This is a genomic window from Flavobacterium sp. UM26 (assembly GCF_057922445.1).
On sequence record NZ_JBVHCY010000002.1, the window covers coordinates 446,585 to 467,526 of the forward strand.

At 34.9% G+C, this 20,942-nt stretch carries 20 protein-coding genes; 11 read left to right on the forward strand and 9 right to left on the reverse strand.

Annotation, left to right across the window (positions count from 1 at the left end; translation table 11 throughout):
* Positions 1-297: 297 nt before the first annotated feature.
* The gene (locus ACZ1AQ_RS04285; protein WP_489631710.1) at positions 298-981 is read left to right on the forward strand and encodes a cell division ATP-binding protein FtsE; all 684 of its coding nucleotides are present in this window, start codon (positions 298-300) and stop codon (positions 979-981) included.
* A complete protein-coding gene (locus ACZ1AQ_RS04290; protein ID WP_489631711.1) occupies positions 981-1,874 on the forward strand; it encodes a glycosyltransferase family 2 protein in 894 nt (297 codons plus the stop codon). The genes ACZ1AQ_RS04285 and ACZ1AQ_RS04290 overlap by 1 nt, the downstream gene beginning before the upstream one ends.
* Here the strand turns inward: ACZ1AQ_RS04290 and ACZ1AQ_RS04295 are convergent.
* Genes ACZ1AQ_RS04295 through ACZ1AQ_RS04305 form a run of 3 tightly spaced genes read right to left on the reverse strand, consistent with a single transcriptional unit; the run spans position 1,854 to position 4,451 of the window.
* Positions 1,854-2,948: a glycosyltransferase family 4 protein gene (locus ACZ1AQ_RS04295; protein ID WP_489631712.1), complete on the reverse strand. Its 1,095-nt coding sequence runs from the start codon at positions 2,946-2,948 to the stop codon at positions 1,854-1,856. The genes ACZ1AQ_RS04290 and ACZ1AQ_RS04295 overlap by 21 nt on opposite strands.
* A complete protein-coding gene (locus tag ACZ1AQ_RS04300; protein ID WP_489631713.1) occupies positions 2,945-3,343 on the reverse strand; it encodes a sugar 3,4-ketoisomerase in 399 nt (132 codons plus the stop codon). The genes ACZ1AQ_RS04295 and ACZ1AQ_RS04300 overlap by 4 nt, the downstream gene beginning before the upstream one ends.
* Positions 3,333-4,451: a glycosyltransferase gene (locus ACZ1AQ_RS04305; RefSeq protein WP_489631714.1), complete on the reverse strand. Its 1,119-nt coding sequence runs from the start codon at positions 4,449-4,451 to the stop codon at positions 3,333-3,335. Before ACZ1AQ_RS04305 ends, ACZ1AQ_RS04300 begins: the two co-directional genes overlap by 11 nt.
* A 44-nt stretch (positions 4,452-4,495) precedes the next feature.
* On the opposite strand from ACZ1AQ_RS04305, the gene ACZ1AQ_RS04310 reads away from it, so the two are divergent.
* Positions 4,496-5,398: a glycosyltransferase family 2 protein gene (locus tag ACZ1AQ_RS04310; RefSeq protein WP_489631715.1), complete on the forward strand. Its 903-nt coding sequence runs from the start codon at positions 4,496-4,498 to the stop codon at positions 5,396-5,398.
* Positions 5,399-5,668: 270 nt separating this feature from the next.
* On the opposite strand, the gene ACZ1AQ_RS04315 is transcribed toward ACZ1AQ_RS04310, so the two are convergent.
* From ACZ1AQ_RS04315 to ACZ1AQ_RS04335, 5 genes are read right to left on the reverse strand one after another with little or no spacing between them, the layout of a single operon-like run.
* On the reverse strand, positions 5,669-6,883 hold the full coding sequence (locus tag ACZ1AQ_RS04315) for an O-antigen translocase (protein ID WP_489631716.1): 1,215 nt from the start codon (positions 6,881-6,883) through the stop codon (positions 5,669-5,671).
* Positions 6,884-6,936: 53 nt separating this feature from the next.
* Positions 6,937-7,509, reverse strand: coding sequence for an acyltransferase (locus ACZ1AQ_RS04320; protein WP_489631717.1), 573 nt, complete (start codon positions 7,507-7,509; stop codon positions 6,937-6,939).
* Positions 7,509-8,618 (reverse strand): DegT/DnrJ/EryC1/StrS family aminotransferase, encoded by a 1,110-nt coding sequence (locus ACZ1AQ_RS04325; RefSeq protein WP_489631718.1) that lies wholly within the window; start codon positions 8,616-8,618, stop codon positions 7,509-7,511. The genes ACZ1AQ_RS04320 and ACZ1AQ_RS04325 overlap by 1 nt, the downstream gene beginning before the upstream one ends.
* Positions 8,615-9,565 carry a FemAB family protein gene (locus tag ACZ1AQ_RS04330; RefSeq protein WP_489631719.1) on the reverse strand — a complete coding sequence of 317 codons (951 nt, stop codon included), beginning with the start codon at positions 9,563-9,565 and terminating at the stop codon, positions 8,615-8,617. The genes ACZ1AQ_RS04325 and ACZ1AQ_RS04330 overlap by 4 nt, the downstream gene beginning before the upstream one ends.
* A 2-nt stretch (positions 9,566-9,567) precedes the next feature.
* Positions 9,568-10,176, reverse strand: a complete 609-nt coding sequence (locus ACZ1AQ_RS04335) for a trimeric intracellular cation channel family protein (protein ID WP_489631720.1) — start codon at positions 10,174-10,176, stop codon at positions 9,568-9,570.
* 156 nt (positions 10,177-10,332) lie between these two features.
* Between ACZ1AQ_RS04335 and ACZ1AQ_RS04340 the strand changes: the two genes are divergently transcribed.
* From ACZ1AQ_RS04340 to nudK, 7 genes are all read left to right on the forward strand, one after another.
* Entirely contained in the window at positions 10,333-11,133 is an 801-nt protein-coding gene (locus ACZ1AQ_RS04340; RefSeq protein WP_489631721.1) for a TrmH family RNA methyltransferase, read from the forward strand.
* Positions 11,134-11,160: 27 nt separating this feature from the next.
* Positions 11,161-12,711, forward strand: a complete 1,551-nt coding sequence (locus tag ACZ1AQ_RS04345) for a serine hydrolase (protein ID WP_489631722.1) — start codon at positions 11,161-11,163, stop codon at positions 12,709-12,711.
* A 156-nt stretch (positions 12,712-12,867) separates the two neighbouring features.
* The gene (locus tag ACZ1AQ_RS04350; RefSeq protein ID WP_489631723.1) at positions 12,868-15,090 is read left to right on the forward strand and encodes a RelA/SpoT family protein; all 2,223 of its coding nucleotides are present in this window, start codon (positions 12,868-12,870) and stop codon (positions 15,088-15,090) included.
* A gap of 81 nt (positions 15,091-15,171) precedes the next feature.
* Positions 15,172-15,630 carry a Fur family transcriptional regulator gene (locus ACZ1AQ_RS04355; protein WP_024981183.1) on the forward strand — a complete coding sequence of 153 codons (459 nt, stop codon included), beginning with the start codon at positions 15,172-15,174 and terminating at the stop codon, positions 15,628-15,630.
* A 72-nt stretch (positions 15,631-15,702) separates the two neighbouring features.
* Positions 15,703-16,974, forward strand: a complete 1,272-nt coding sequence (locus ACZ1AQ_RS04360; RefSeq protein ID WP_315140097.1) for an adenylosuccinate synthase — start codon at positions 15,703-15,705, stop codon at positions 16,972-16,974.
* 56 nt (positions 16,975-17,030) lie between these two features.
* Complete coding sequence (locus tag ACZ1AQ_RS04365) at positions 17,031-18,041, forward strand: cellulase family glycosylhydrolase (protein WP_489631724.1); 1,011 nt, start codon at positions 17,031-17,033, stop codon at positions 18,039-18,041.
* Between the two features lie 4 nt (positions 18,042-18,045).
* Positions 18,046-18,666, forward strand: a complete 621-nt coding sequence (gene nudK, locus ACZ1AQ_RS04370) for a GDP-mannose pyrophosphatase NudK (protein WP_489631725.1) — start codon at positions 18,046-18,048, stop codon at positions 18,664-18,666.
* A 155-nt stretch (positions 18,667-18,821) separates the two neighbouring features.
* Here the strand turns inward: nudK and ACZ1AQ_RS04375 are convergent, their stop codons facing one another.
* Complete coding sequence (locus ACZ1AQ_RS04375) at positions 18,822-19,733, reverse strand: AEC family transporter (protein ID WP_489631726.1); 912 nt, start codon at positions 19,731-19,733, stop codon at positions 18,822-18,824.
* A 118-nt stretch (positions 19,734-19,851) separates the two neighbouring features.
* Between ACZ1AQ_RS04375 and meaB the strand changes: the two genes are divergently transcribed.
* Positions 19,852-20,940 (forward strand): methylmalonyl Co-A mutase-associated GTPase MeaB, encoded by a 1,089-nt coding sequence (gene meaB, locus ACZ1AQ_RS04380; RefSeq protein WP_489631727.1) that lies wholly within the window; start codon positions 19,852-19,854, stop codon positions 20,938-20,940.
* The last annotated feature ends 2 nt before the right edge of the window (positions 20,941-20,942 follow it).

The window sequence follows — 20,942 nt, forward strand, 5'->3', positions numbered from 1 at the left end:
AATTAGGAACAGAAAAATACGGCATTCTTGAACACATCGTCCTGCTCTACACTATATCTTTTGTTACGCTATCGCTTCACAAAAGGATGCCGTTTCGATCAGGGTTAAAAGCCAACATTAGTGCTTTTTTGGAAGCATAAAAATTCAACTTAAACGTACCTACTTAAGTTTGTGCAACAAAACAAAGCCTACAGCACTAAATCAACAATCAAACTGATGATTTTAGCGCATAAGCTTCGAATTTATTTTGAATACAAAGGCTAACTTCTTACTTTTACGCAATAAATCACTTCAATCATGTCACAAACCGTATTAGCTTTACACAACGTAACCATTTATCAAGAAGGAAGAACCATTTTATCCGATGTTAATTTAGAAGTAAAACATGGTGAATTCATCTACTTAATAGGAAAAACAGGTTCAGGAAAAAGTAGTTTACTCAAAACCTTATACGGTGACTTGCCTTTAACAGAAGGCACGGGACACATTGTAGATTTTAGTCTAGAAACCCTAAAAGAAGATGAAATCCCATTTTTGAGACGTAAAATCGGAATCGTTTTTCAAGATTTCAAACTCTTACCCGACCGTTCGATAAATGACAATATGTTGTTTGTACTCAAAGCAACGGGTTGGACAGATTTGAACGATATGAATACCAAAATCGAAGAAGTGCTTACCAAAGTAGGGATGCAAGATTTTGGCAACAAAATGCCACACCAACTTTCTGGAGGAGAACAACAAAGAGTTGCTATTGCAAGAGCTTTGCTTAACGATCCTGAATTCATTCTTGCCGATGAACCTACAGGAAACTTAGACCCACAAACCAGTGCCGAAGTACTTGAGGTACTAAAAACCATCAATGCTCTTGGCAAAACCATCATTATGGCCACTCACGATTATGCGTTGTTAATGAAATACCCTTCTAAGACCTTAAAATGTGAAGACACCAAAATTTTTGAGGTAGTTCAGCGCACGGTATAATGCTTTCTATTCTTATTCCGGTATACAATTATGCGGTATTTCCATTAGTTCTGGAAGTACACAAACAATGTATTGCCGCCGGAATACCATTCGAAATCCTTTGCCAAGACGATTGTTCTTCCTCATTTATCGAAGAAAATCGTACTGTTGAACAATTATCGAATTGTACGTTTTCACAAAACACAGTCAATTTAGGTAGAGGAAACAATAGAAATTTACTGATTCAAAAAGCACAGTTTGATTGGTTACTGCTTTTGGATTGCGATATGTTTCCAAAAGATTCATTTTTTATCAAAAACTATCTTTCGTTTATACAAAAACCAATGTCGAATTTGGTCTTTGGAGGCATTATATATCATCCCAAAAAGCCTCATCACTCACAATTGTTACGCTGGGTATATGGTCAAAAAAGAGAAGCTTTGTCTTGCGAATTCAGGAATAAAAAACCCAATAGCCGCGCACTTACTTCGAATTTAGTCATTCGAAAAGAAATCGCACTGAGCCATCCATTTCCTGAATCGGTAAGCGATTATGGGTATGAAGACTTGTCCTTTCTATCGAATTTGGGGCAGCAGAACATTACTGTTTTTCATATTGACAATCCTACTTTTCATCTTAATTTAGAAACCTCCGCTCAGTTTTTGGCTAAAACAGAAATCGCATTGCAAAACTTAGTCCTGTTGATTCAAACGAAAACAATAAAGCCCAATGAAAGTAAAATAATCGCAACTTTTTTATGGGTCAAAAAACTACATTTGGTTCAATTGACGGCTTGGCTTTTTCAACAAACCAAAACAGTTACTACAAAAAATCTATTGTCTGACAATCCTTCGTTGCTACTTTTTGACTGGTACAAGTTGGGCTATCTTTGTCTATTGCAAACGCTCAAATAAGGCCTTCCACTGCAACATAATCGCATCCAAATCATATTTCGAAACACTTTGCCGAGCGTTGGCTCCCAGCTTTTTTCTTAAATCTTTATCCTCAAAAAGCAAGGCTAATTTCTCTGCAAAAGCGATTGCGTTGCCATCCTCAACCAAAAAACCATTTACACCATCCGTTATAATTGACCTTGGACCTATTGGGCAATCGTACGCCACACAAGGCAAACCCGAAGCCATAGCCTCAAGCAACACCAAACCCAATCCTTCTGAACGAGAAGTCATCACCAACACCGAAGCGTTTGCATATAGCGTAACAACTTCCGAAACTGGAGGATAAAAACGAACGGAAGAAGCAATTCCTAAAGCATTTGCCATCGGAATCAGATTTTCTTCAGGAGAAAGCGTTCCATAAATATCCAGTTTCCAATCAGGATGCTTTTGAAATACTAAAGACCAAATCTCCAATAATCTATCGAGTCCTTTTTCATAGGAATTACGGCTAACAGCTAGTACTTTTTTAGCATCTAACAGAGCTGGTTCTTCTGATTTAAAAGACAATGGATTAGTAATAATCATACTATTTTTACTATTCCATTCTTGGGCACTTTCTATATTCAATACCACAAAAGCATCAAAAGTTTTAGCACCCCATTTTTTAACAGAAACCCCTATTCGAAACCATAATCGAGAAAAAAAAGGAAATGCAAAAGGTCTTTCATTTACATACTTTGAACCATGACATTCAAAAACCACAGGTAAGTGCTTACCAATTAACAAGGGAACCAAGTAACCTTTCAATCCATTATCCGCCACAATAATACTATCGGGTTGAACTTGTGATATAATCGTTTGCAATTGTTTTTTGTAGGCATAAATCGCACTCAAAAAATAACCTTTCCGTTCAATATCATGCCAAACAATTTGCGCATTAAATTCAAAAAAAGGAGTCTCGTAGCCTTTATTCTGGGTCACGATATGTACTTCGTACCCGAAATTTTGAATGAAATAGTCGGTTTTGGTAGCCAGCACTTTTGCTACCCCACCCGCTTGATTGACCGAAGGAACTAAATACAGTAATTTCATTTTTTAGTTTCCAAAAATTGTGGATAGTCTCGAATATAATCCGATTCTTCAAAAACATCCGAAGCCAAAACCAAGCATAACGCACCAGAAGAAAAATTCTGTAATTCTCTCCAAATCCCTGTCGGAATTAGTAATCCCAGCGAAGGTTTATTGAGCAAAATTGTTTTTTTCTCAAAACCGTCATCCAAAACTACCTCAAAGCTTCCGCTGAGAGCAATCAAGACTTCTTGTTGTTCAATATGAGCGTGTCCACCCCTAAAAGCACTACTAGGCACATCAAACAAGTAATACACTCGCTTAAAATCGAAGGTTAGGATATCATTTTGAATAAATCCTAAATTCCCACGGGTGTCTTCTACTACTGGGATTTTTATAAACTCATATTTATTTGGCATGTTCTTTTATTCTAGCAATTAACAATTCCCATTGTGGACCAATTTTACTAATATCAAATTTTTTAATACTTTCAAAAGCATTTTTTTTACAGTGAAGATAAAAATCATTTTCTCCTTCCATTTTATTTATTGCTTTAACTAATTCATTAAAATTCTGGTTCTCAACCAAAATTCCATTTTCTCCATTAACGATAATCTCATCAGGGCCTGAAAAACAATCGAATGCAACTACTGGTGTTTCACAACATAATGATTCTAGAATTACCATTGGAAAACCTTCAAACAAACTTGATTGTACTAAAAATTTTGCGTGTTTAACAATCTTATAAGGATAAGCAATTTGCCCCATAAAATGGATTAATTCAGAAACTGACTTTTTTTTGACTAGATTTTGCAATCGTTCTAATTCAGGTCCAGAACCCACAATTACTAAATGAATATTTTTAATTGGTAGCACAGATAAACAATAAGCCTCTATAAGTTTATCAAACTGTTTCGTATCAGCTAATCTACCAACAGCAACAATATAATCAAAATCGTAAGTTTCTATTTTTTCAGAAAAGCACTTTTCTTTTATAAAATCAATATCTATGGGATTATAAATTGTTTGAACATTAGTAAAATTCAAATCCGAATTAATCTTTTTTTCCAATCTTTTTGAAACCGTAATGATTTTATCAAATTTTTTAAAAAAATAATTAGACAAGAACTTGTACTTAAACAAATAACTATGATAACTTCCACTATGAACAGTTTGAATTCTTGGAGTTTTGTATATGAATTTATAAATAAAAAACTCTTGGAAATAAACCACTCTAAAGCGAAAATCAATTAAAATATCAAATTCATTATTCTCAATATACTTTTTAAACTTATAAAATCGTCTAATTTTATTTAGCAAATTATTAGATTTATTTCTAAGAGCCCCAACATTAAATAATTCTCCTCCATATGAATAAGTAATTTCATCTATCATTATGATTATATGCACATCATAATGATTATTGTGAAGATATTGAGACAAAGTAGACAAAACTCTCTCTGCGCCTCCATTACTTAACATATATCCAACTAATGCTATTTTATATTTATTTGGAGAAACATTCATCGCATTTAGTTATTTTTGGCCAAATTTAATAAAAGTATATAGATTTGAATTCAGAAAAACCTTTAGTCAGCATTATATGTCATTGTTATAATCATTCTAAATTTATTTTAGAGACTTTAAAATCAGCTCTAAATCAAACCTATAATAACATTGAAATTATTGTAGTAGATGATTTCAGTACCGATAACTCTGCTGATGTTATTTCTTCTTTTATAGTAAAACATCCTGAAATTAAATTTATTCAAAATCAGCGCAATTTAGGAATTACAAAATCATTTAATAGAACTCTTAAAAAAACTAAAGGAAAATACATCATTGATTTAGCAGCAGATGATCTTTTACTACCAAATTGTGTAATGCAACAAGTTCATTGTTTTCAGAATTCAAACTATCAAAATCTTGGAATAGTTTATGGAAATGCCGAATTAATTTCTGAAAACGGCAATTTTGAAGATTATTTTTTTGAAGTAAACTCGAATAAAAAAGTGATTAAAAAGCGACCAACAGGAAGAATATATGAAAGTATTATAACATCTGGAAAGACTTTTTGTTCAGTATCTGGAATGGTCAAGAAAGAAGTTTTTGATTCTTTGAATGGATATGATGAATTTTTAGAATACGAAGATTTTGATTTTTGGATTCGTGCATCAAGAAATTTTGCCATTGACTTTATTGATGCACCATTAATTCAAAAAAGAAATGTTGCAAATTCATTAGGAAGTAATTTTTTCAAAAAAACAGACTCTCGTGCTAAAAGAATGAATCATTCCACCTTTTTAATTTTGAAAAAAGCATTGGCTCTTAACCAAACAAAAGACGAAGATTTGGCTTTACAAAAAAGGATAAATTATGAAATTGTACATACTTTTAAAATGAATGATTTCAAACTATTTTTCAAAAATCTAGGATTACGTATAGTACTTTTTAAAAGAAGGTTGATTCACTAATAGATTTTAAATTCTTTCAACCAGAAACCCATTCTATTTAGGTATTCTTACTCTTATTAAACCGTTTATAATTAAACCTTCAACAACAAATAAATGTGCTATAATTGAATACGTATTTGAAACATCAACTAAAGGATTACTAATCAATTAAGATTTTCATATAAATTGAATTGAACCTAAGATATTACTATGCTATAAAAGTATCGCTCATTTTTTTAAACAAACAGTATCACATAAAATCGCCCAAAAGTACCTAGCCGCTTGGAAGCTTTAAATCTTTGGTAAAAACAATTTCCTAAACACTATTAAAACTAAGATAAAACCTAAAACACTAGCGCAGCAATACGCTTGAATCGCTCCCTCATATCCCTGAGTTTTTATCCAATACAGTGATAGTAGTAAATAGCTTAGATTAAAAGTTATTTCAAGAAAAAAATAAACTTTGAGTCGGGCTTTGACCAAAATTTGGTACCCAAAAGCTAAGGTTAGTATTTTAAAAAAATCGCCTAAAAATTGCCAAATCAAAACCGATTTAATTTTCAAGAATTCAGCTGTAAAAATTAGTTCTAAAACCCACTCTTTTACAAAAAACAAAACGAGTAACATTATCAAAAACAAAGGAACAAAGGTCGAAAAATACCCCATAAGTTCTTGCTTAAATTCGGATTCGGTTTCTAAAGAAGCTAGTTTTGGCATATAATACAATGACAATCCAGCGTTAAAAAAATGCATATAAAAACTCGATAATTTTGTAGTAGCCTCCCATAAACCAGCTTCAGGTAACGAATATCCAGCTGTAATGTTATCACGAATTAAAAGCAAAGTTAATGGAACTATTATAGCCGACAGCAAAGCCATTGCCGAAAACTTTTGAATAGAAATTAGATATTCTTTTTTTATTAAAAACCGAAAATTAAATTGAAAAAAGCGTTTGTCTTTTACGACAAAAACAAAAGTAGCAAGCACCATCAGTAGTTCACTTAAAGCAATCGCCCAAATCGCACCATCAATGGAATGACAATAAATTAAACTTATGGTTACTGTAAAAACCAAAACAGAAGAGACCAATTGTATTAAAACAATAGTTTTGAATTGTTCCAAACCATTATAAATGGCTAACCAAAATGTAGTAAGCAATACCAAAGGCAAAGACAAACCCACTATTCGGATTGGAGTTGTCCATTGGTTGGAATCAAACAAAAGCTGTCCGATAGCCTCCGCAAAACAGAAAACCCCAATGGCTAAAAAAGAAGAAATAATAATAAAAACAGAAAGAAAAGTAGCATACAATTCCGAAAGTGCTGTCTTATTTTCTTTGTTTTCAGCCACCAATTTGACAAGTGAAGTGCTAATCCCAAGCGTTGCAACGGATTTTAACATTGCGCCCAAGTTTCTAAAATTGCCTAGTATAGCCATACCGGAAGGTCCTAAAAAAACAGCAACCACCTTATTCGAGATAAATCCCAATACAAAAGTTACTCCCATTGAAAAGGAATTTAGAGTTAATACTCTAAGCAACGTATTTTCTCTTAGGATTTTCAATGTGGTAACATTCTAATTATTCGAGCAGGATTACCCGCAACAATTGCATTTTTTGGTACATCCCGAGTCACTACAGTTCCATTTCCTATTACTGCATTTTCTCCCACAGTTACTCCTTTAAGAATGGTTACATTCGAACCAATAAAAACATTATTTTCTATGACAACAGCTTGTCCAGAAGGCGGCTGATTTCTATTATTAAATGCTAGCTCATGCCCATCATTATCCATAATAGAACAATTGACACCAATTAGTACATCATTACCAATAGTAACTTTAGCATAAGTCACTATCGAGAACCCATTGTTTATGGCAACATTTGAGCCGATTACAATCTCTGATTCTTTGTATCTGGCTTCTAAGTAGGTGTAATGAGAATAAAAATGAGGAGAAGAAATTACCCCAATTTGTACATTTTCACCGAAGGAAATCTTTCCTTCGCCTTTTAGCAATAAAGGATGATGCATTACAGGGCTTCCTGAAACTTTTTTACAATCCGATAACAATTTGTACTTTATGATGCGTAAGTTCACAAAACAAAATACTTTTATTTTAGAAAAAATACTCATTAATATTGGTTTAATGCATTAATAATAGCACTAACTTCTTCATCCTCTAGAGCTTGATGTAGCGGAATACTCAAAACCTCCTCGTGTATCTTCTCGGTGATGGGAAAAGAGAGCTCATTCATTTGTGTCAAAGCCTTTTGCTTATGCGGCGGAATGGGATAATGAATCGCTGTTTCGATGCCGTGTTGTTGCAAATAGAATTGTAATTCAGCCCTTCTTGAAGTTCGAATCACAAACAAATGGAAAACGTGATTATTAGAAAAATCCCAAAATGGTAAGATAATCTTATCGTTTTTAATTTCGGTCAAATAGCGTTTGGCAATAGTTCTTCGCTTTTCGTTATCTGCATATAAGTTGGATAATTTCAGGTTCAAAAAAGCGGCTTGAATTTCGTCTAATCTCGAATTAACACCAACAAACTCATTCTGATATTTTGTTTCGGAACCATAATTTCGGAGGGATTGTATCACTTTCGCCAATGGAGCATCATTAGTAACAACTGCTCCTCCATCACCCAAAGCTCCTAAATTTTTACTCGGATAAAAACTGTACGCACGAGCCCATAGTTCGGTTTTGGAATTTGGAATTTCAAAATTAGAATTTCTTTCTATTCCGTGAGCCTGAGCTGCATCTTCGATAACTAATAAATCATTTTGTTCAGCAATTGTGTGAATACGCTCCATCTCTGCTAACTGTCCGTATAAATGAACCGCCAAAATAGCTTTTGTCTTTGAAGTTATCTTTTCTGGAATCAAATCAGGGTTAATGTTGTAAGTTTCCAATTTGGGTTCAACTAAAACAGGAACCAAATCAGCAGCTAGAATAGCCAAAATACTAGCGATATAAGTATTGGCTGGTACAATAACTTCATCCCCTTTTTGCAATTTTCCTAATTGAATATAGGCTTTAAAAATCAAAGTCAAAGCATCCAAACCATTGCCCACACCCACACAATGTTCCGACTTACAATAGTTTGCAAAATTATTTTCGAAGGTTTCGACTTCTTTACCTAAAATATACCAGCCGCTTTCTAAAACCGACTTCAATTTATCTTTAAATGCCGTTTCATAGCGTTCGTTTATCTTTTTTAAGTCTAGAAATCGTATCATACTAACTTGATTTTATAAAAATCCTGATTCCATACGGTGCAACCCAATTCTTCTTTTTGCTGTAATAAACCACTATGAAATCCTTTTTCGCCAGAGTCATTTACAATTCCCATATCAAAAAAATGTTTGCCTCTTTTTTGAAAAATATCCAAAAGGGAAATAAATAAAAAATCCAAAGCACGGTATTTTTCACCTTTTTTGGAAGTGGCACCGTACTGCGATTTTACTCCGTTTTCAAATTCAAAAATGGTGATTCCTGCAATAATTTTATCTCCTAAATATGCAGAAAATTGTTTGATATTTTGAGGAAATTTTTCGTGAAGCAACTGAATTTCAGCCAGACTGTGAACTGGTTTTGCATCATATTTTTCACCTAATCTTGGCTCCAAAATTTTTTCCCAAAAAGGTTGAAAATTGGTTTCTTCTACCACTCGCAATCCCAATACTTCTGTTCGTCTAAAATGTTTCAATTTACTTTTAGAAATTGGAACTTCTTGATGCAAATGCGCTACCATATTCATTTCTTTTCGGTATAGTTGCGCTCCTTTTTTCATCAAAAAAAAGTCAATTGCTGCGTTACCTTGTCCTAAGTAAAATGAAGGAATTGGATGCAAATAAAAATGTTCTATACGCTTACTTTTGAAAAAATCAAACAACAAATTTAGAATCAATTCTATCCTTTCTATTTTTAACTTGGAAGTATAAACCAATCCACCGTAAGTTAATCCTTGATGCGAATAAACCTTATTTTCTATTCTATTGGCTGGCAAGACTGCGACCAATTTAACTTTATCAAATACTAACAGTGAAAAATCTTCAAACCGTTCTTTATGGTACTCCATAAAGTCCCTATGAAACAAAAATGTAGCATTTTTAGAGGCACTCACAAAGGTGTTCCAAAGCTCGTAATCGCTTTCTTGATAAGGCCTTATGCTATATTTTTTCACGTTTATTTTAATTTTAAATCCAATGTAGGCAACGACCAATTGAATTTGACCACCAACAACCGAACAATGATAATTACCAAAGATGTTACTAACTGAATTAATTCATCTGGAAAGTTGCCTTTTTTTAGCATAAAAAAAACAATACCTCCCAAAATACAAATCGTAGCGTATATCTCTTTTCTGAAAATAACTGGAATTTCATTACACAAAATATCCCGAATGACCCCTCCAAAGCAAGCGGTCATGGTTCCCAAAGCGGTACAAATGATAGGATGCAAACCAATGCTAATTCCTTTTTCTAAACCAATAAGCGTAAAGACTCCTAAACCAATAGTATCAAAAAGGAACAATGATTTACGCAACTTATCGAATCTTTTTCTGAAAAGAATCGCCAAAATATAGCCAATGAAAATTACATAAACATAGTTGAGATTGAGCATCCAACCCACGGGAGTTCTACCAATAAGAACATCTCTCAGCGTTCCCCCACCTACCGCCGTGACAAAGGCAATAATCAATATCCCAAAAGGGTCCAATCTTTTGTTCATTGCCGTAAGTGCTCCCGATAAAGCAAAAGCCATAGTCCCAATAATATCTAATAAATAAAACATGTTGCTCTTATTCGTTTACTCTTAAACAATGTTGTTTCTTTTTGAAGAAAACAAAATTAAAGAAATACTTATTAAATAAATGCAGTATTCTTTAAATATCCCAATTCAAGTTTAATCTAAGTAATACTCTGTGTATATTTGTCATTAAAAAAAAGCTTGAAACAAATTACTTCCATACAGAATCCGTATATCAAATCCTTGGTTTTATTACAGGAAAAAGCCAAAGCTCGAAAACAAACCGGCACTTTCTTGATTGAAGGACAACGAGAAATTAGCATTGCCATAAAAGGAGGCTACGAAATTGAAACCTTATTATTTGTTCCCGAAATTTGTGCTGAAAGTCAAACCAAACAATTGGCTCCAAATGCTGAACTAATAGAAATTACTTCGGGCGTTTATGAAAAGCTAGCCTATAGAGATTCTACAGAAGGTGTCTTGGCTGTAGCCAAAACCAAATCGACATTGTTATCGGATTTAAAACTTTCCGAAAACCCATTGATTCTAGTAACAGAAGCTCCTGAAAAACCTGGTAACATTGGCGCCTTATTGCGAACTGCGGACGCAGCTAATTTGGATGCCGTAATCATTGCCAACCCAAAAAGTGATTTGTACAACCCAAACATCGTTCGTTCGAGCGTCGGTTGCTTATTTACCAACCAAATCGCCACTGGAAGTACGGCGGAAATTATTGCTTTTTTGAAAGCAAAAAATATTAGTTTCTATTGTGCTACTTTACAAAACTCCAATAGCTATCATCTTGAGGATTATACCACGCCAACTGCTTTAGTTGTTGGAACAGAAGCTACAGGATTGACGCAAGAATGGCGCGATGCGGCCACACAAAATATTATCATCCCGATGCAAGGCGAAATTGATTCGATGAACGTTTCGGTTGCTGCGGCTATTTTGATTTTCGAAGCCAAAAGACAAAGAGGATTTAAAAAAAATATTGATTGATTATTGAACAACACAACACTTAAAAACATGAAAAAATATTATTTTTCGCTGCTCTTACTTTCTGTATTTAGTTTCAGCACTTTTGCCCAAATTACTCCAGAGCAAATCGACCAAGTAACCGAGAAAGCCATTCAAACTTTTAATGTTCCTGGAATTGCCGTAGCAGTCGTAAAAGATGGCAAAGTAATTCATTCCAAAGGATATGGCGTAAAATCGATTTTAACGAAAGAAAAAGTGGATGGCAACACCTTATTTGGAATTGCTTCCAATAGTAAAGCCTTTACTACAGCTGCATTATCGATGCTTATTGAAGAAGGAAAGCTACAATGGGACGATAAAGTAATTCAGTATTTGCCCAATTTCAAAATGTACAACGACTATGTTACCAACGAATTTACCATTCGAGATTTAGTAACCCACCGAAGCGGTTTAGGACTTGGAGCAGGCGATTTAATGATTTGGCCTGACGGAAGCGATTTCACTTCAAAAGATATCATCGAAAATCTACAGTACTTAAAACCTGTTTCTGGCTTTAGAACCAAATTTGATTACGACAATCTTTTATACATCGTCGCTGGTGAGATTGTTCACAAAGTAAGTCAACTGAGTTGGGCTGATTTTGTTGAACAACGCATGATGAAACCACTTGAGATGAACTATAGTGTAGCTTCATACAAAAGGTTAAAAGATACTACAAACGTCATTGCTCCACACGTTCCTGTAAAAGGTCAATTAAAAGTAATCAAGCCATACACCAATCAGCTTTTTGATGGGGCAGCGGGTATTTATTCTAGCGTAAATGACTTGAGTAAATGGGTGCTTTTGCAACTCAACAAAGGAAAATACGGCCCCGAAAACAAAGCTTTATTCTCTGAAGCGCAGCAAAATGAAATGTGGCAATTGCAAACCATCATTCCAGTTGCCACTCGCCCACCTTACAACACTCACTTCAATGGTTACGGATTAGGCTGGTTTTTGAATGATGTTAAAGGATATAAGCAAGTTTCGCATACCGGAGGTTTAGAAGGCAATGTCACTCAAGTAACACTACTTCCTGAGCTACAATTAGGGATAATTGTTCTGACCAATCAACAAGAAGGGGCAGCTTTTACAGCGATAACCAATACGATTAAGGATAGCTATTTAGGTATTCCTGCTCAAGATTATGTAACGCTGTATCATAATCGCATCAAAGCCAATGTTGCTACTGCCGACAAAGTGACCGAAGAAGTTTGGACTACTGTAGCCAAAAACAAAAAAGACAAAGTAAAAACCGATTGGAAATCTATTGTTGGAACATACAAAGACAATTGGTTTGGTACCATTGAACTTTCAGAAAAGAAAGGAAAAATTTACTTTCAATCGAAACGTTCTCCGCAATTAGCTGGCGAAGTTTTCTTTTACAAATCTGGCAATCTGGTAGTAAAATGGAACAATGCCTTTTTTAATGCTGATGCCCATTTATTTCTAGAAAATGATGCTTCAGGAAAAACGATTGGCATCAAAATGAAACCAATTTCAGACTTAACCGATTTTAGTTACGATTTTCAAGACTTAGACTTCAAAAGAGTCAATTAGTCGCCAACAAATATTTTATTTTTGTCCGATAAAAATGATTGTACTTTTTTTATCGGACAAGTTACTTTTAAAAGCTTTTAAATAAACTTTATTAGTCAATTTCGCCTTGCAAAAATGGGATTTATTGCTTAGTTTTAGAAATTGAACCATGCCGTTATGACAGAATTAGAAATAGAGAAAGAAAACAAAGCGATTGCGCAAGAATACAAAGAATTGTTGCGCATTAGTTATCAAACTTTAACACCTACCGACAAAAAACTGATTCGAAAAGCCTTTGATGTAGCAGTTGATGCCCACAAAGACCAAAGAAGAAAATCAGGTGAAGCTTATATTTTTCATCCCATTGCTGTGGCGAAAATCGTTGCTTCTGAAATTGGTTTAGGTGCAACTTCGATTGCTGCTGCATTGTTGCATGATGTTGTAGAGGATACTCCCATTACGGTAGAAGACATTGAAAGACTTTTCAATCCAAAAGTAGCGCAATTGGTTGAAGGACTCACCAAAATTTCAATGGTTCAAAAAGACCTCAATGCCTCCATTCAAGCTGAGAATTTTAGAAAAATGATTCTTACTTTGAATGATGATGTCCGAGTAATCTTGATTAAACTTGCGGATCGCTTGCACAACATGCAAACTATGGACTCGATGCGCGAGGATAAACAAACCAAAATCGCTTCTGAAACACTCTATATTTATGCACCCTTAGCTCATCGATTAGGACTATACAATATCAAAACCAAGTTAGAAGATTTGGGTTTAAAATATACCGAACCCGAGATTTACAATGAAATTGTTAGTAAAATAAAAGAAACCAAAGAAGAGCAAGATGCCTATATTAAAGACATCTCAGATGTTTTAAAAGATTCCTTAGATAAAGAAGGAATCGATTATATCATCAAAGGCAGACCAAAATCTATTTATTCTATTCGTAGAAAAATGCGTGCGCAAAACGTAAGTTTTGATGAAGTCTATGACAAATTTGCACTCAGAATCGTATACAAATCAGAGCCCAATGAAGAAAAATTTCTGGCTTGGAAAATCTATTCTATTGTTACTGACCACTACAGACCAAGTCCAAGTCGATTGAGAGATTGGATTTCGTCCCCTAAATCTACAGGTTATGAAGCCTTGCACATTACGGTTATGGGACCAAGAGGACGCTGGGTTGAAGTGCAAGTGCGTAGTGAAAGGATGGACGAAATTGCAGAAAAAGGGTATGCAGCACATTACAAATACAAAAACGGCGCTACCGAAGAAAGCGGTTTAGACGTTTGGTTGAATTTACTAAGAGAAGCTTTAGAAAATTCTGAAACAAATGCAGTAGATTTTGTCGAAGATTTCAAAATGAATCTCTATTCTAAAGAAATTTTTGTGTTTACCCCAAAAGGAGAAATCAAATCATTGCCAAAAGGTGCTACTTCGTTAGATTTTGCCTTTAGTATTCACTCTGAACTAGGAATTAGAACCCGAGGAACACGCGTCAACGGAAAGTTAGTGCCTTTGAATTACGAACTCAAAAGTGGGGACCAAATTGAAGTTATCACCTCTCAATACCAAAAACCAACTGCCAACTGGCTGGACTATGTGACCACTTCGAGAGCCAAAACAAAAATTAAAAACGTTCTCAACGAAAACACTAAAAAAATTGGCGAAGAAGGAAAAGAAATTCTTACCCGTAAGCTAAAGCACCTCAAAATCAATCTGAACGAATCCGTTACGAATGAATTGGTGAATTTCTTTAAGCTGAAAACGAGTTTGGATTTGTATTACAGAGTTGGAATTGGTGCGATTGAAAATCAGCAATTGAAAGATTTTGCGGCGAAGAAAAGTAATACCATCATCAATTTCTTCAAGAACAAAATCAAACGCAATCAAAAAAACACCGCCGATATTGATATCCACAAACCTGAGATTAACAACAATTATGATTTACTGGTTTTTGGAACAGAACATGACAAACTAGACTATAAACTAGCACCGTGTTGCAACCCAATTCCTGGTGACGATGTTTTTGGTTTTGTTACGATTAATGAAGGTATTAAAGTACACAAAAAAGATTGCCCTAATGCTATTGGAATGCAATCGAACTATGCTTATAGAATTATGAGTGCCAAATGGATTGACTCTACACAAGAAGAGTTTAAGGCACTACTCGATATCACCGGAATGGATGTACTAGGATTGACCAACCAACTCACGAAAGTGATTTCAAACAATATGCATGTCAACATTCAGAGTATTTCATTGAGCACCAATGCAGGACTTTTTCATGGTCAAGTAGCAGTAATCGTTCAGAACAATACGATTCTCAAAAAAATGATCAATAATATCAAAAAAATAGATGGAATTGAAAAAGTAACTAGAGTTTACAATACTTAATTTGTTTTGAAGAACATTTAATCACAAACTTTAAAACTAGGGACTTTAATCTTTAAACAAAATAATTTATCTTTGCCAGATATGACACTCATCTCCACAGAAAACAATAAAAATCAAGAAATTGTAAAAAATGTTTTTACAATGTATCTTGAAAATAAAGGCCATAGAAAAACGCCTGAACGTTATGCTATCCTTCAGGAAATTTACGATAGCGAAGAACATTTTGATATCGAAAATTTGTATATCAAAATGAAAAACAAAAACTATCGTGTGAGCCGAGCTACCCTATACAATACAATTGAATTACTTTTGGATTGTGCCTTGGTGCGCAAACATCAGTTTGGACAAAACCAAGCACATTACGAAAAATCGTATTTCGACAAACAACACGATCACATCATCATGACCGATACAGGAGAAGTAATCGAGTTTTGTGACCCGAGAATACAAACTATCAAAAAAACAATTGAAGAAATTTTTGATATAGAAATTACCAATCACTCGCTGTATTTATATGGCAACAAAAAGAAAACAGAATAAAATAAAAATAAAAAAATTGGGCAACTTATAAGTTGTCCAATTACATTTAATTAACAACAAATAATACAGATAATGACCGTAGATTTATTATTAGGATTACAATGGGGGGATGAAGGAAAAGGAAAAATCGTAGACGTACTGACCTCTAATTATGATATCATTGCCCGTTTTCAAGGAGGACCAAATGCTGGACACACACTAGAATTTGACGGAATTAAGCACGTTTTGAGAACTATTCCTTCTGGTATTTTTCATAAAAACTCTGTAAACATTATAGGCAATGGTGTAGTGATTGATCCTGTTGTTTTTCAAAAAGAAATTGAAGGTTTAGAAAAATTTAATTTGGACATAAAATCTAAGTTAATCATATCTAGAAAAGCACATTTAATTTTACCAACACACCGCTTACTAGATGCAGCATCTGAAGCATCAAAAGGGAAAGCAAAAATTGGTTCTACTTTGAAAGGAATTGGTCCAACTTATATGGATAAAACAGGTAGAAACGGTCTTAGAGTTGGAGACATCGAGTTAGAAGATTTCGCAGATCGTTACAGAGCTTTAGCTGACAAACACGAAGAAATGATTAAGTTCTATGATGTAGCTATTCAATACAACTTGGCTGAAATGGAGGCCGAATTTTTTGAAGCTATTCAAGAATTAAAAAAATTAGATTTCATTGATAGTGAAGAATATTTACACCAAGCACAAAAAGCAGGAAAATCTATTTTGTGTGAAGGTGCTCAAGGTTCTCTATTAGATGTTGATTTTGGGACCTATCCATTTGTAACTTCATCTAATACAACAGCCGCTGGAGCTTGTACAGGTTTAGGTATTGCGCCAAACAAAATCAAAGAAGTGTACGGAATTTTCAAAGCCTATGTTACTCGTGTAGGTAGCGGTCCTTTCCCAACGGAATTGTTTGACGAAGTTGGTGCAACAATGGCAAAAATTGGTAATGAATTTGGATCTGTAACTGGAAGACAAAGACGTTGTGGTTGGTTGGATTTAGTAGCATTAAAATATGCCGTTCAAGTAAATGGTGTAACCCAATTGATGATGATGAAAGGTGATGTTCTTTCTGGTTTTGATACTTTAAAAGTTTGTACTGCATATCAATACAAAGGACAAGAAATTGCGCATTTCCCATACAATATTGAACCTGAAAATGTAACTCCTGTTTACCAAGAATTCAAAGGATGGGCACAAGATTTGACTGGAATGACCACTTATGAGGAATTGCCAAAAGAATTAAAAGAGTATATCGAATTTATAGAAAAAGAAGTAGAAGTGCCGATAAAAATAGTTTCTGTTGGACCAGACAGAAAGCAAACTATTTTGAAATAACAACCAAACGCTCTGAGATTTTCAGAGCGTTTTTTATTCCAACTCTATTTTGCAATATGAAGAAAAAAAAATTAATACTACTTCTGGTTCTTATTGCTTTTTCTTGCAAAAAAGATGATATAGAAACAACTACAGTCAGCAGTACAAAATATAGTATTGCGGGAACTAAGCTTCTATTGGATCAGCATCCAATACAACTTATTGGCACGAATGCTTTTCATGTATTTGGTGTAGGAAGTACCGATATGAATACTTGGAAAATAGATATCATTAGAGAATTTATAGGCAATACAAAGGAGACACCACTAACTGGTAGCCCAATAAAAGATGCCACAGGAGCATATCTATATTCCCTCGAAAATATAATTGCAGATAACAGAGCAAACAAAAGAGTTACTATTGTTTGCGCTTTTGGTTGGGATGGCACCCAAAACACCGCTTTTACTGGTAAAAGTCCACAACAAACCAATTGGTGGAATGAATACAAGACCCGATTAAAAGAATGGGCTACTTACCTTAAAGACCAGCCCGATGTATGGATTGAAGTATGGAATGAACCCTACAGATACGACAGAACCGATGGTTATACCGACCAGGTTTGGCTACAAGACATGAATGAATTAGTAGCAATTATTCGGTCTACAGGAAATAAAAACATTGTCGTAGTGCCTTGTGCGGAACAAGGACAGGACGAAAGTGTGTTATTAAACAAAGGCAATGATTTTCTTAATGGAAAATCCAATATTTTATTTGATATTCATGCGTATGAAAAATGGCTTTTGGACAGTAACAATTCTGTTGAAAATCGTTTAAATGAATTGAGAAATAAAAATATTCCGATATTTATAGGCGAAACAGCACCTATGAATGCAGGGATTTTAATGAATCCGAAGCCTTTTCTGGATCTTGTTTATGAAAAAGGACTATCCGTTTGCGCTTGGGTTTGGAAGAAAGAGGCCAATGATAAAGATGCATTATTGACCGAAAATGGACTAGTTAACGACAATAACAATAATAATTGGGGAACAACATTCAGAGACTTAACAAATAGAAGTAGAAAACCTTAAGGCTATGTCAAATCCGAAATACAAAATCCAAAAGACAGAATTACTATCCGACAATTGGTATATTTTGAACAGGGTCACTGTTGATTATCAAAAAAAGGATGGTACATGGGATACTCAAAAACGAGAGGTGTATGATAGAGGCAATGGCGCCGCTATTTTATTGTATAACATTCACAAAGGAACTGTGGTTTTGACCCGTCAATTTCGATTGCCTACTTATATGAACGGCAATAAATCGGGCTTGATGATAGAGGTGTGTGCTGGTTTACTTGATGAAGATGACCCAGTAGCTTGTATTATTCGTGAAACCGAAGAGGAAACAGGCTATCGCCTTTCGTCTGTACGAAAAGTGTTTGAGTCTTATATGTCGCCTGGAGCTGTGACAGAAATTTTATACTTTTTTGTTGGAGAATACGATGCGAGTATGAGAGTGAGTTGTGGTGGTGGTTTGGATCAAGAACATGAAGATATTGATGTTATTGAAATTCCGTTTGAACAAGCCTATTTAATGATTGAAACAGGCGAAATTAAAGATGCGAAAACAATTATGCTTTTGCAATATGCCAAAATCAACCAACTGATTCCCAATGCTACAAGACTAGCTGATGATTACATAAATGAGTAGTTTGATTTTAAAATTTACTCACTCTAAACCTATTGTTGCCAACTAGCCCCGATAGGAACGGCATCCTCCTGACTTGTGACCGAACAAGGCAGGAGATATAGTGGATAGCGGGAAACCTGCCTCCCGAAGAAGCCAACTGTTTCGCTCCTAAAAAATCAACTATTTTGCACTAAAAAATACCAAAAAACAAGAGTAAAAAAGGAAACAGGAATCCCAAAACCTACCATCATACTACATAATTTTGGCTTTAATCCGTGGCTTGCTGCCAAGATACAACCCGTTATCATTGGCGCCATAGCAGATTCTAATAACGCTACTTGAATAACTTCTGAGCGTTGCTGCAAGATCACGACGTACAACAAAAAAAGAAATGCTGGCGCAAAAAGTAATTTATAAAAAAGCCCTAATCGTAAAAAGCCCCAATGCTTGCTTTTGGCATCAAATTGTAACTGCAATCCCACCGAAAGCAGTGCCAAAGGTGTTACGCCAGCACCAATTATTTTGAGCCCTTGCTGAAAAAAAGTGGGTAATTCGTATTCGTAAGTATTCATCAAACAAGCGATGACAAAGGTGATAAAGGGCGGAAAAAAAGCTATTTTTTTGAAAATTTGTAAGCCATTTGTTTGCCCTTTGGAATACATTGTTGCGACTAATATTCCTAAAGTAGATAGCACGACAAAGGATCCTGGCTGATCGACTAAAATGGCTGTTTTCATTCCGCTCTCGCCATAGAGCGCAGTAATTATGGGAAATCCGAGAAAGGAGGTATTGCTGAGTCCGCTACAAATGATTAAGCAGCCTGTGAGTTTTCGAGACCAACCAAAATGTTTCCCAAGAAGCGCAAACACTAACCAAGATAAGAGAAAAATTATCCAAGCGACGAGGATTGGATACAATAATTGAGCATTCCACTGAATCTTTGGAATATAATACAACGCTAAAGCGGGTAGACAGATTTGAATAACTATCCAGTTGAGGAATTTGGGAGTAGTTTTTGGAATAGCATCGACGCGTTGCAGTACTATACCAAGAACCAAAAAAACAAAAATAATAATAAAATTAATCATAGGGTTTGTTATACAAGAGCAGTAAAAGAGTTGTTGCTCAAAAATACAATTAAAATTATTTTAATATTCACACAAACCCGTAAGTTTTATTTAATTTTACTCTCAAAATAATTTTATCTTGGCCAACACGAATCCAAAAAAATCAGCGCTACACGAAGTTCCGGGTATTCCTTCACCCGAAAGTGTTAGCATTGAAGCGGCTCATAGTATTCAATCGTTTCGAAAAAAAACGCCTACTCCTGCTGAATTGGTTCAAGGGATTTTGGCTGGTAATATTACTGCTTTGAGCCGTGCTATAACACTAGTAGAAAGCACCAACCTCAAGCATTTGAGTCAAGCCAACGAAGTCATCAATTCGTGTTTGTCGCACGTAAAAGAATCCATTAGAATAGGCATTACAGGTGTACCTGGTGTTGGCAAAAGTACTTTTATTGAAGCCTTTGGAAAACACTTAACGAGTTTAGGCAGAAAAGTGGCAGTTCTCGCTGTCGACCCTAGCAGTACCATTTCGCACGGAAGTATTTTGGGCGATAAAACCCGAATGGAGGAATTGGTGAAAGATAAAAATGCTTTTATTCGTCCCTCGGCATCTGGGGAAACCTTGGGCGGTGTAGCTCGAAAAACTAGAGAAACCATTACTTTGTGCGAAGCTTTTGGCTTTGACACCATTATTATTGAAACGGTAGGTGTTGGCCAAAGTGAAACCGCGGTACACAGTATGGTCGACTTTTTTTTATTGCTAAAAATTGCGGGAGCTGGCGATGAATTACAAGGCATCAAACGAGGCATTATGGAAATGGCCGATGCCATAGTCATCAACAAAGCGGATGGCGACAATATCCGCAAATCAAATTTGGCAAAAGTAGAATTCAACCGTGCTTTGCATCTTTTTCCAGCCAAAAAATCGGGTTGGACGCCTACTACAACTACTTGCAGTGCTTTAACAAAAGAAGGAATTCCAGCCATTTGGGAAACCATTTTGAGCTACATAGGAACCACTCAAGCTAATCAGTATTTTTTTGAAAAAAGAGCGGCACAAAACCAATATTGGATGCTCGAAACCATCAATGAGTATTTGAAAAACCATTTTTACAATCATCCAGAAATAGTTCCACTACTAGAAAAAAATAAAGAAGCTGTGGCCAATAATGCGCTTTCTCCCTTTGCTGCTGCACAGGATATTTTGGATACCTATTTCAAAAAATAACT

What these genes read in the sequence shown, in the direction of transcription:
- ACZ1AQ_RS04285 (WP_489631710.1), top strand. Translation starts at nt 298, where the DNA reads ATGTCACAAACCGTATTAGCTTTACACAACGTAACCATTTATCAAGAA.
- ACZ1AQ_RS04290 (WP_489631711.1), top strand. Translation starts at nt 981, where the DNA reads ATGCTTTCTATTCTTATTCCGGTATACAATTATGCGGTATTTCCATTA.
- ACZ1AQ_RS04295 (WP_489631712.1), bottom strand. Translation starts at nt 2,948, where the DNA reads ATGAAATTACTGTATTTAGTTCCTTCGGTCAATCAAGCGGGTGGGGTA.
- ACZ1AQ_RS04300 (WP_489631713.1), bottom strand. Translation starts at nt 3,343, where the DNA reads ATGCCAAATAAATATGAGTTTATAAAAATCCCAGTAGTAGAAGACACC.
- ACZ1AQ_RS04305 (WP_489631714.1), bottom strand. Translation starts at nt 4,451, where the DNA reads ATGAATGTTTCTCCAAATAAATATAAAATAGCATTAGTTGGATATATG.
- ACZ1AQ_RS04315 (WP_489631716.1), bottom strand. Translation starts at nt 6,883, where the DNA reads ATGGGAGTAACTTTTGTATTGGGATTTATCTCGAATAAGGTGGTTGCT.
- ACZ1AQ_RS04320 (WP_489631717.1), bottom strand. Translation starts at nt 7,509, where the DNA reads ATGAGTATTTTTTCTAAAATAAAAGTATTTTGTTTTGTGAACTTACGC.
- ACZ1AQ_RS04325 (WP_489631718.1), bottom strand. Translation starts at nt 8,618, where the DNA reads ATGATACGATTTCTAGACTTAAAAAAGATAAACGAACGCTATGAAACG.
- ACZ1AQ_RS04335 (WP_489631720.1), bottom strand. Translation starts at nt 10,176, where the DNA reads ATGTTTTATTTATTAGATATTATTGGGACTATGGCTTTTGCTTTATCG.
- ACZ1AQ_RS04345 (WP_489631722.1), top strand. Translation starts at nt 11,161, where the DNA reads ATGAAAAAATATTATTTTTCGCTGCTCTTACTTTCTGTATTTAGTTTC.
- ACZ1AQ_RS04350 (WP_489631723.1), top strand. Translation starts at nt 12,868, where the DNA reads ATGACAGAATTAGAAATAGAGAAAGAAAACAAAGCGATTGCGCAAGAA.
- ACZ1AQ_RS04355 (WP_024981183.1), top strand. Translation starts at nt 15,172, where the DNA reads ATGACACTCATCTCCACAGAAAACAATAAAAATCAAGAAATTGTAAAA.
- ACZ1AQ_RS04360 (WP_315140097.1), top strand. Translation starts at nt 15,703, where the DNA reads ATGACCGTAGATTTATTATTAGGATTACAATGGGGGGATGAAGGAAAA.
- ACZ1AQ_RS04365 (WP_489631724.1), top strand. Translation starts at nt 17,031, where the DNA reads ATGAAGAAAAAAAAATTAATACTACTTCTGGTTCTTATTGCTTTTTCT.
- nudK (WP_489631725.1), top strand. Translation starts at nt 18,046, where the DNA reads ATGTCAAATCCGAAATACAAAATCCAAAAGACAGAATTACTATCCGAC.
- ACZ1AQ_RS04375 (WP_489631726.1), bottom strand. Translation starts at nt 19,733, where the DNA reads ATGATTAATTTTATTATTATTTTTGTTTTTTTGGTTCTTGGTATAGTA.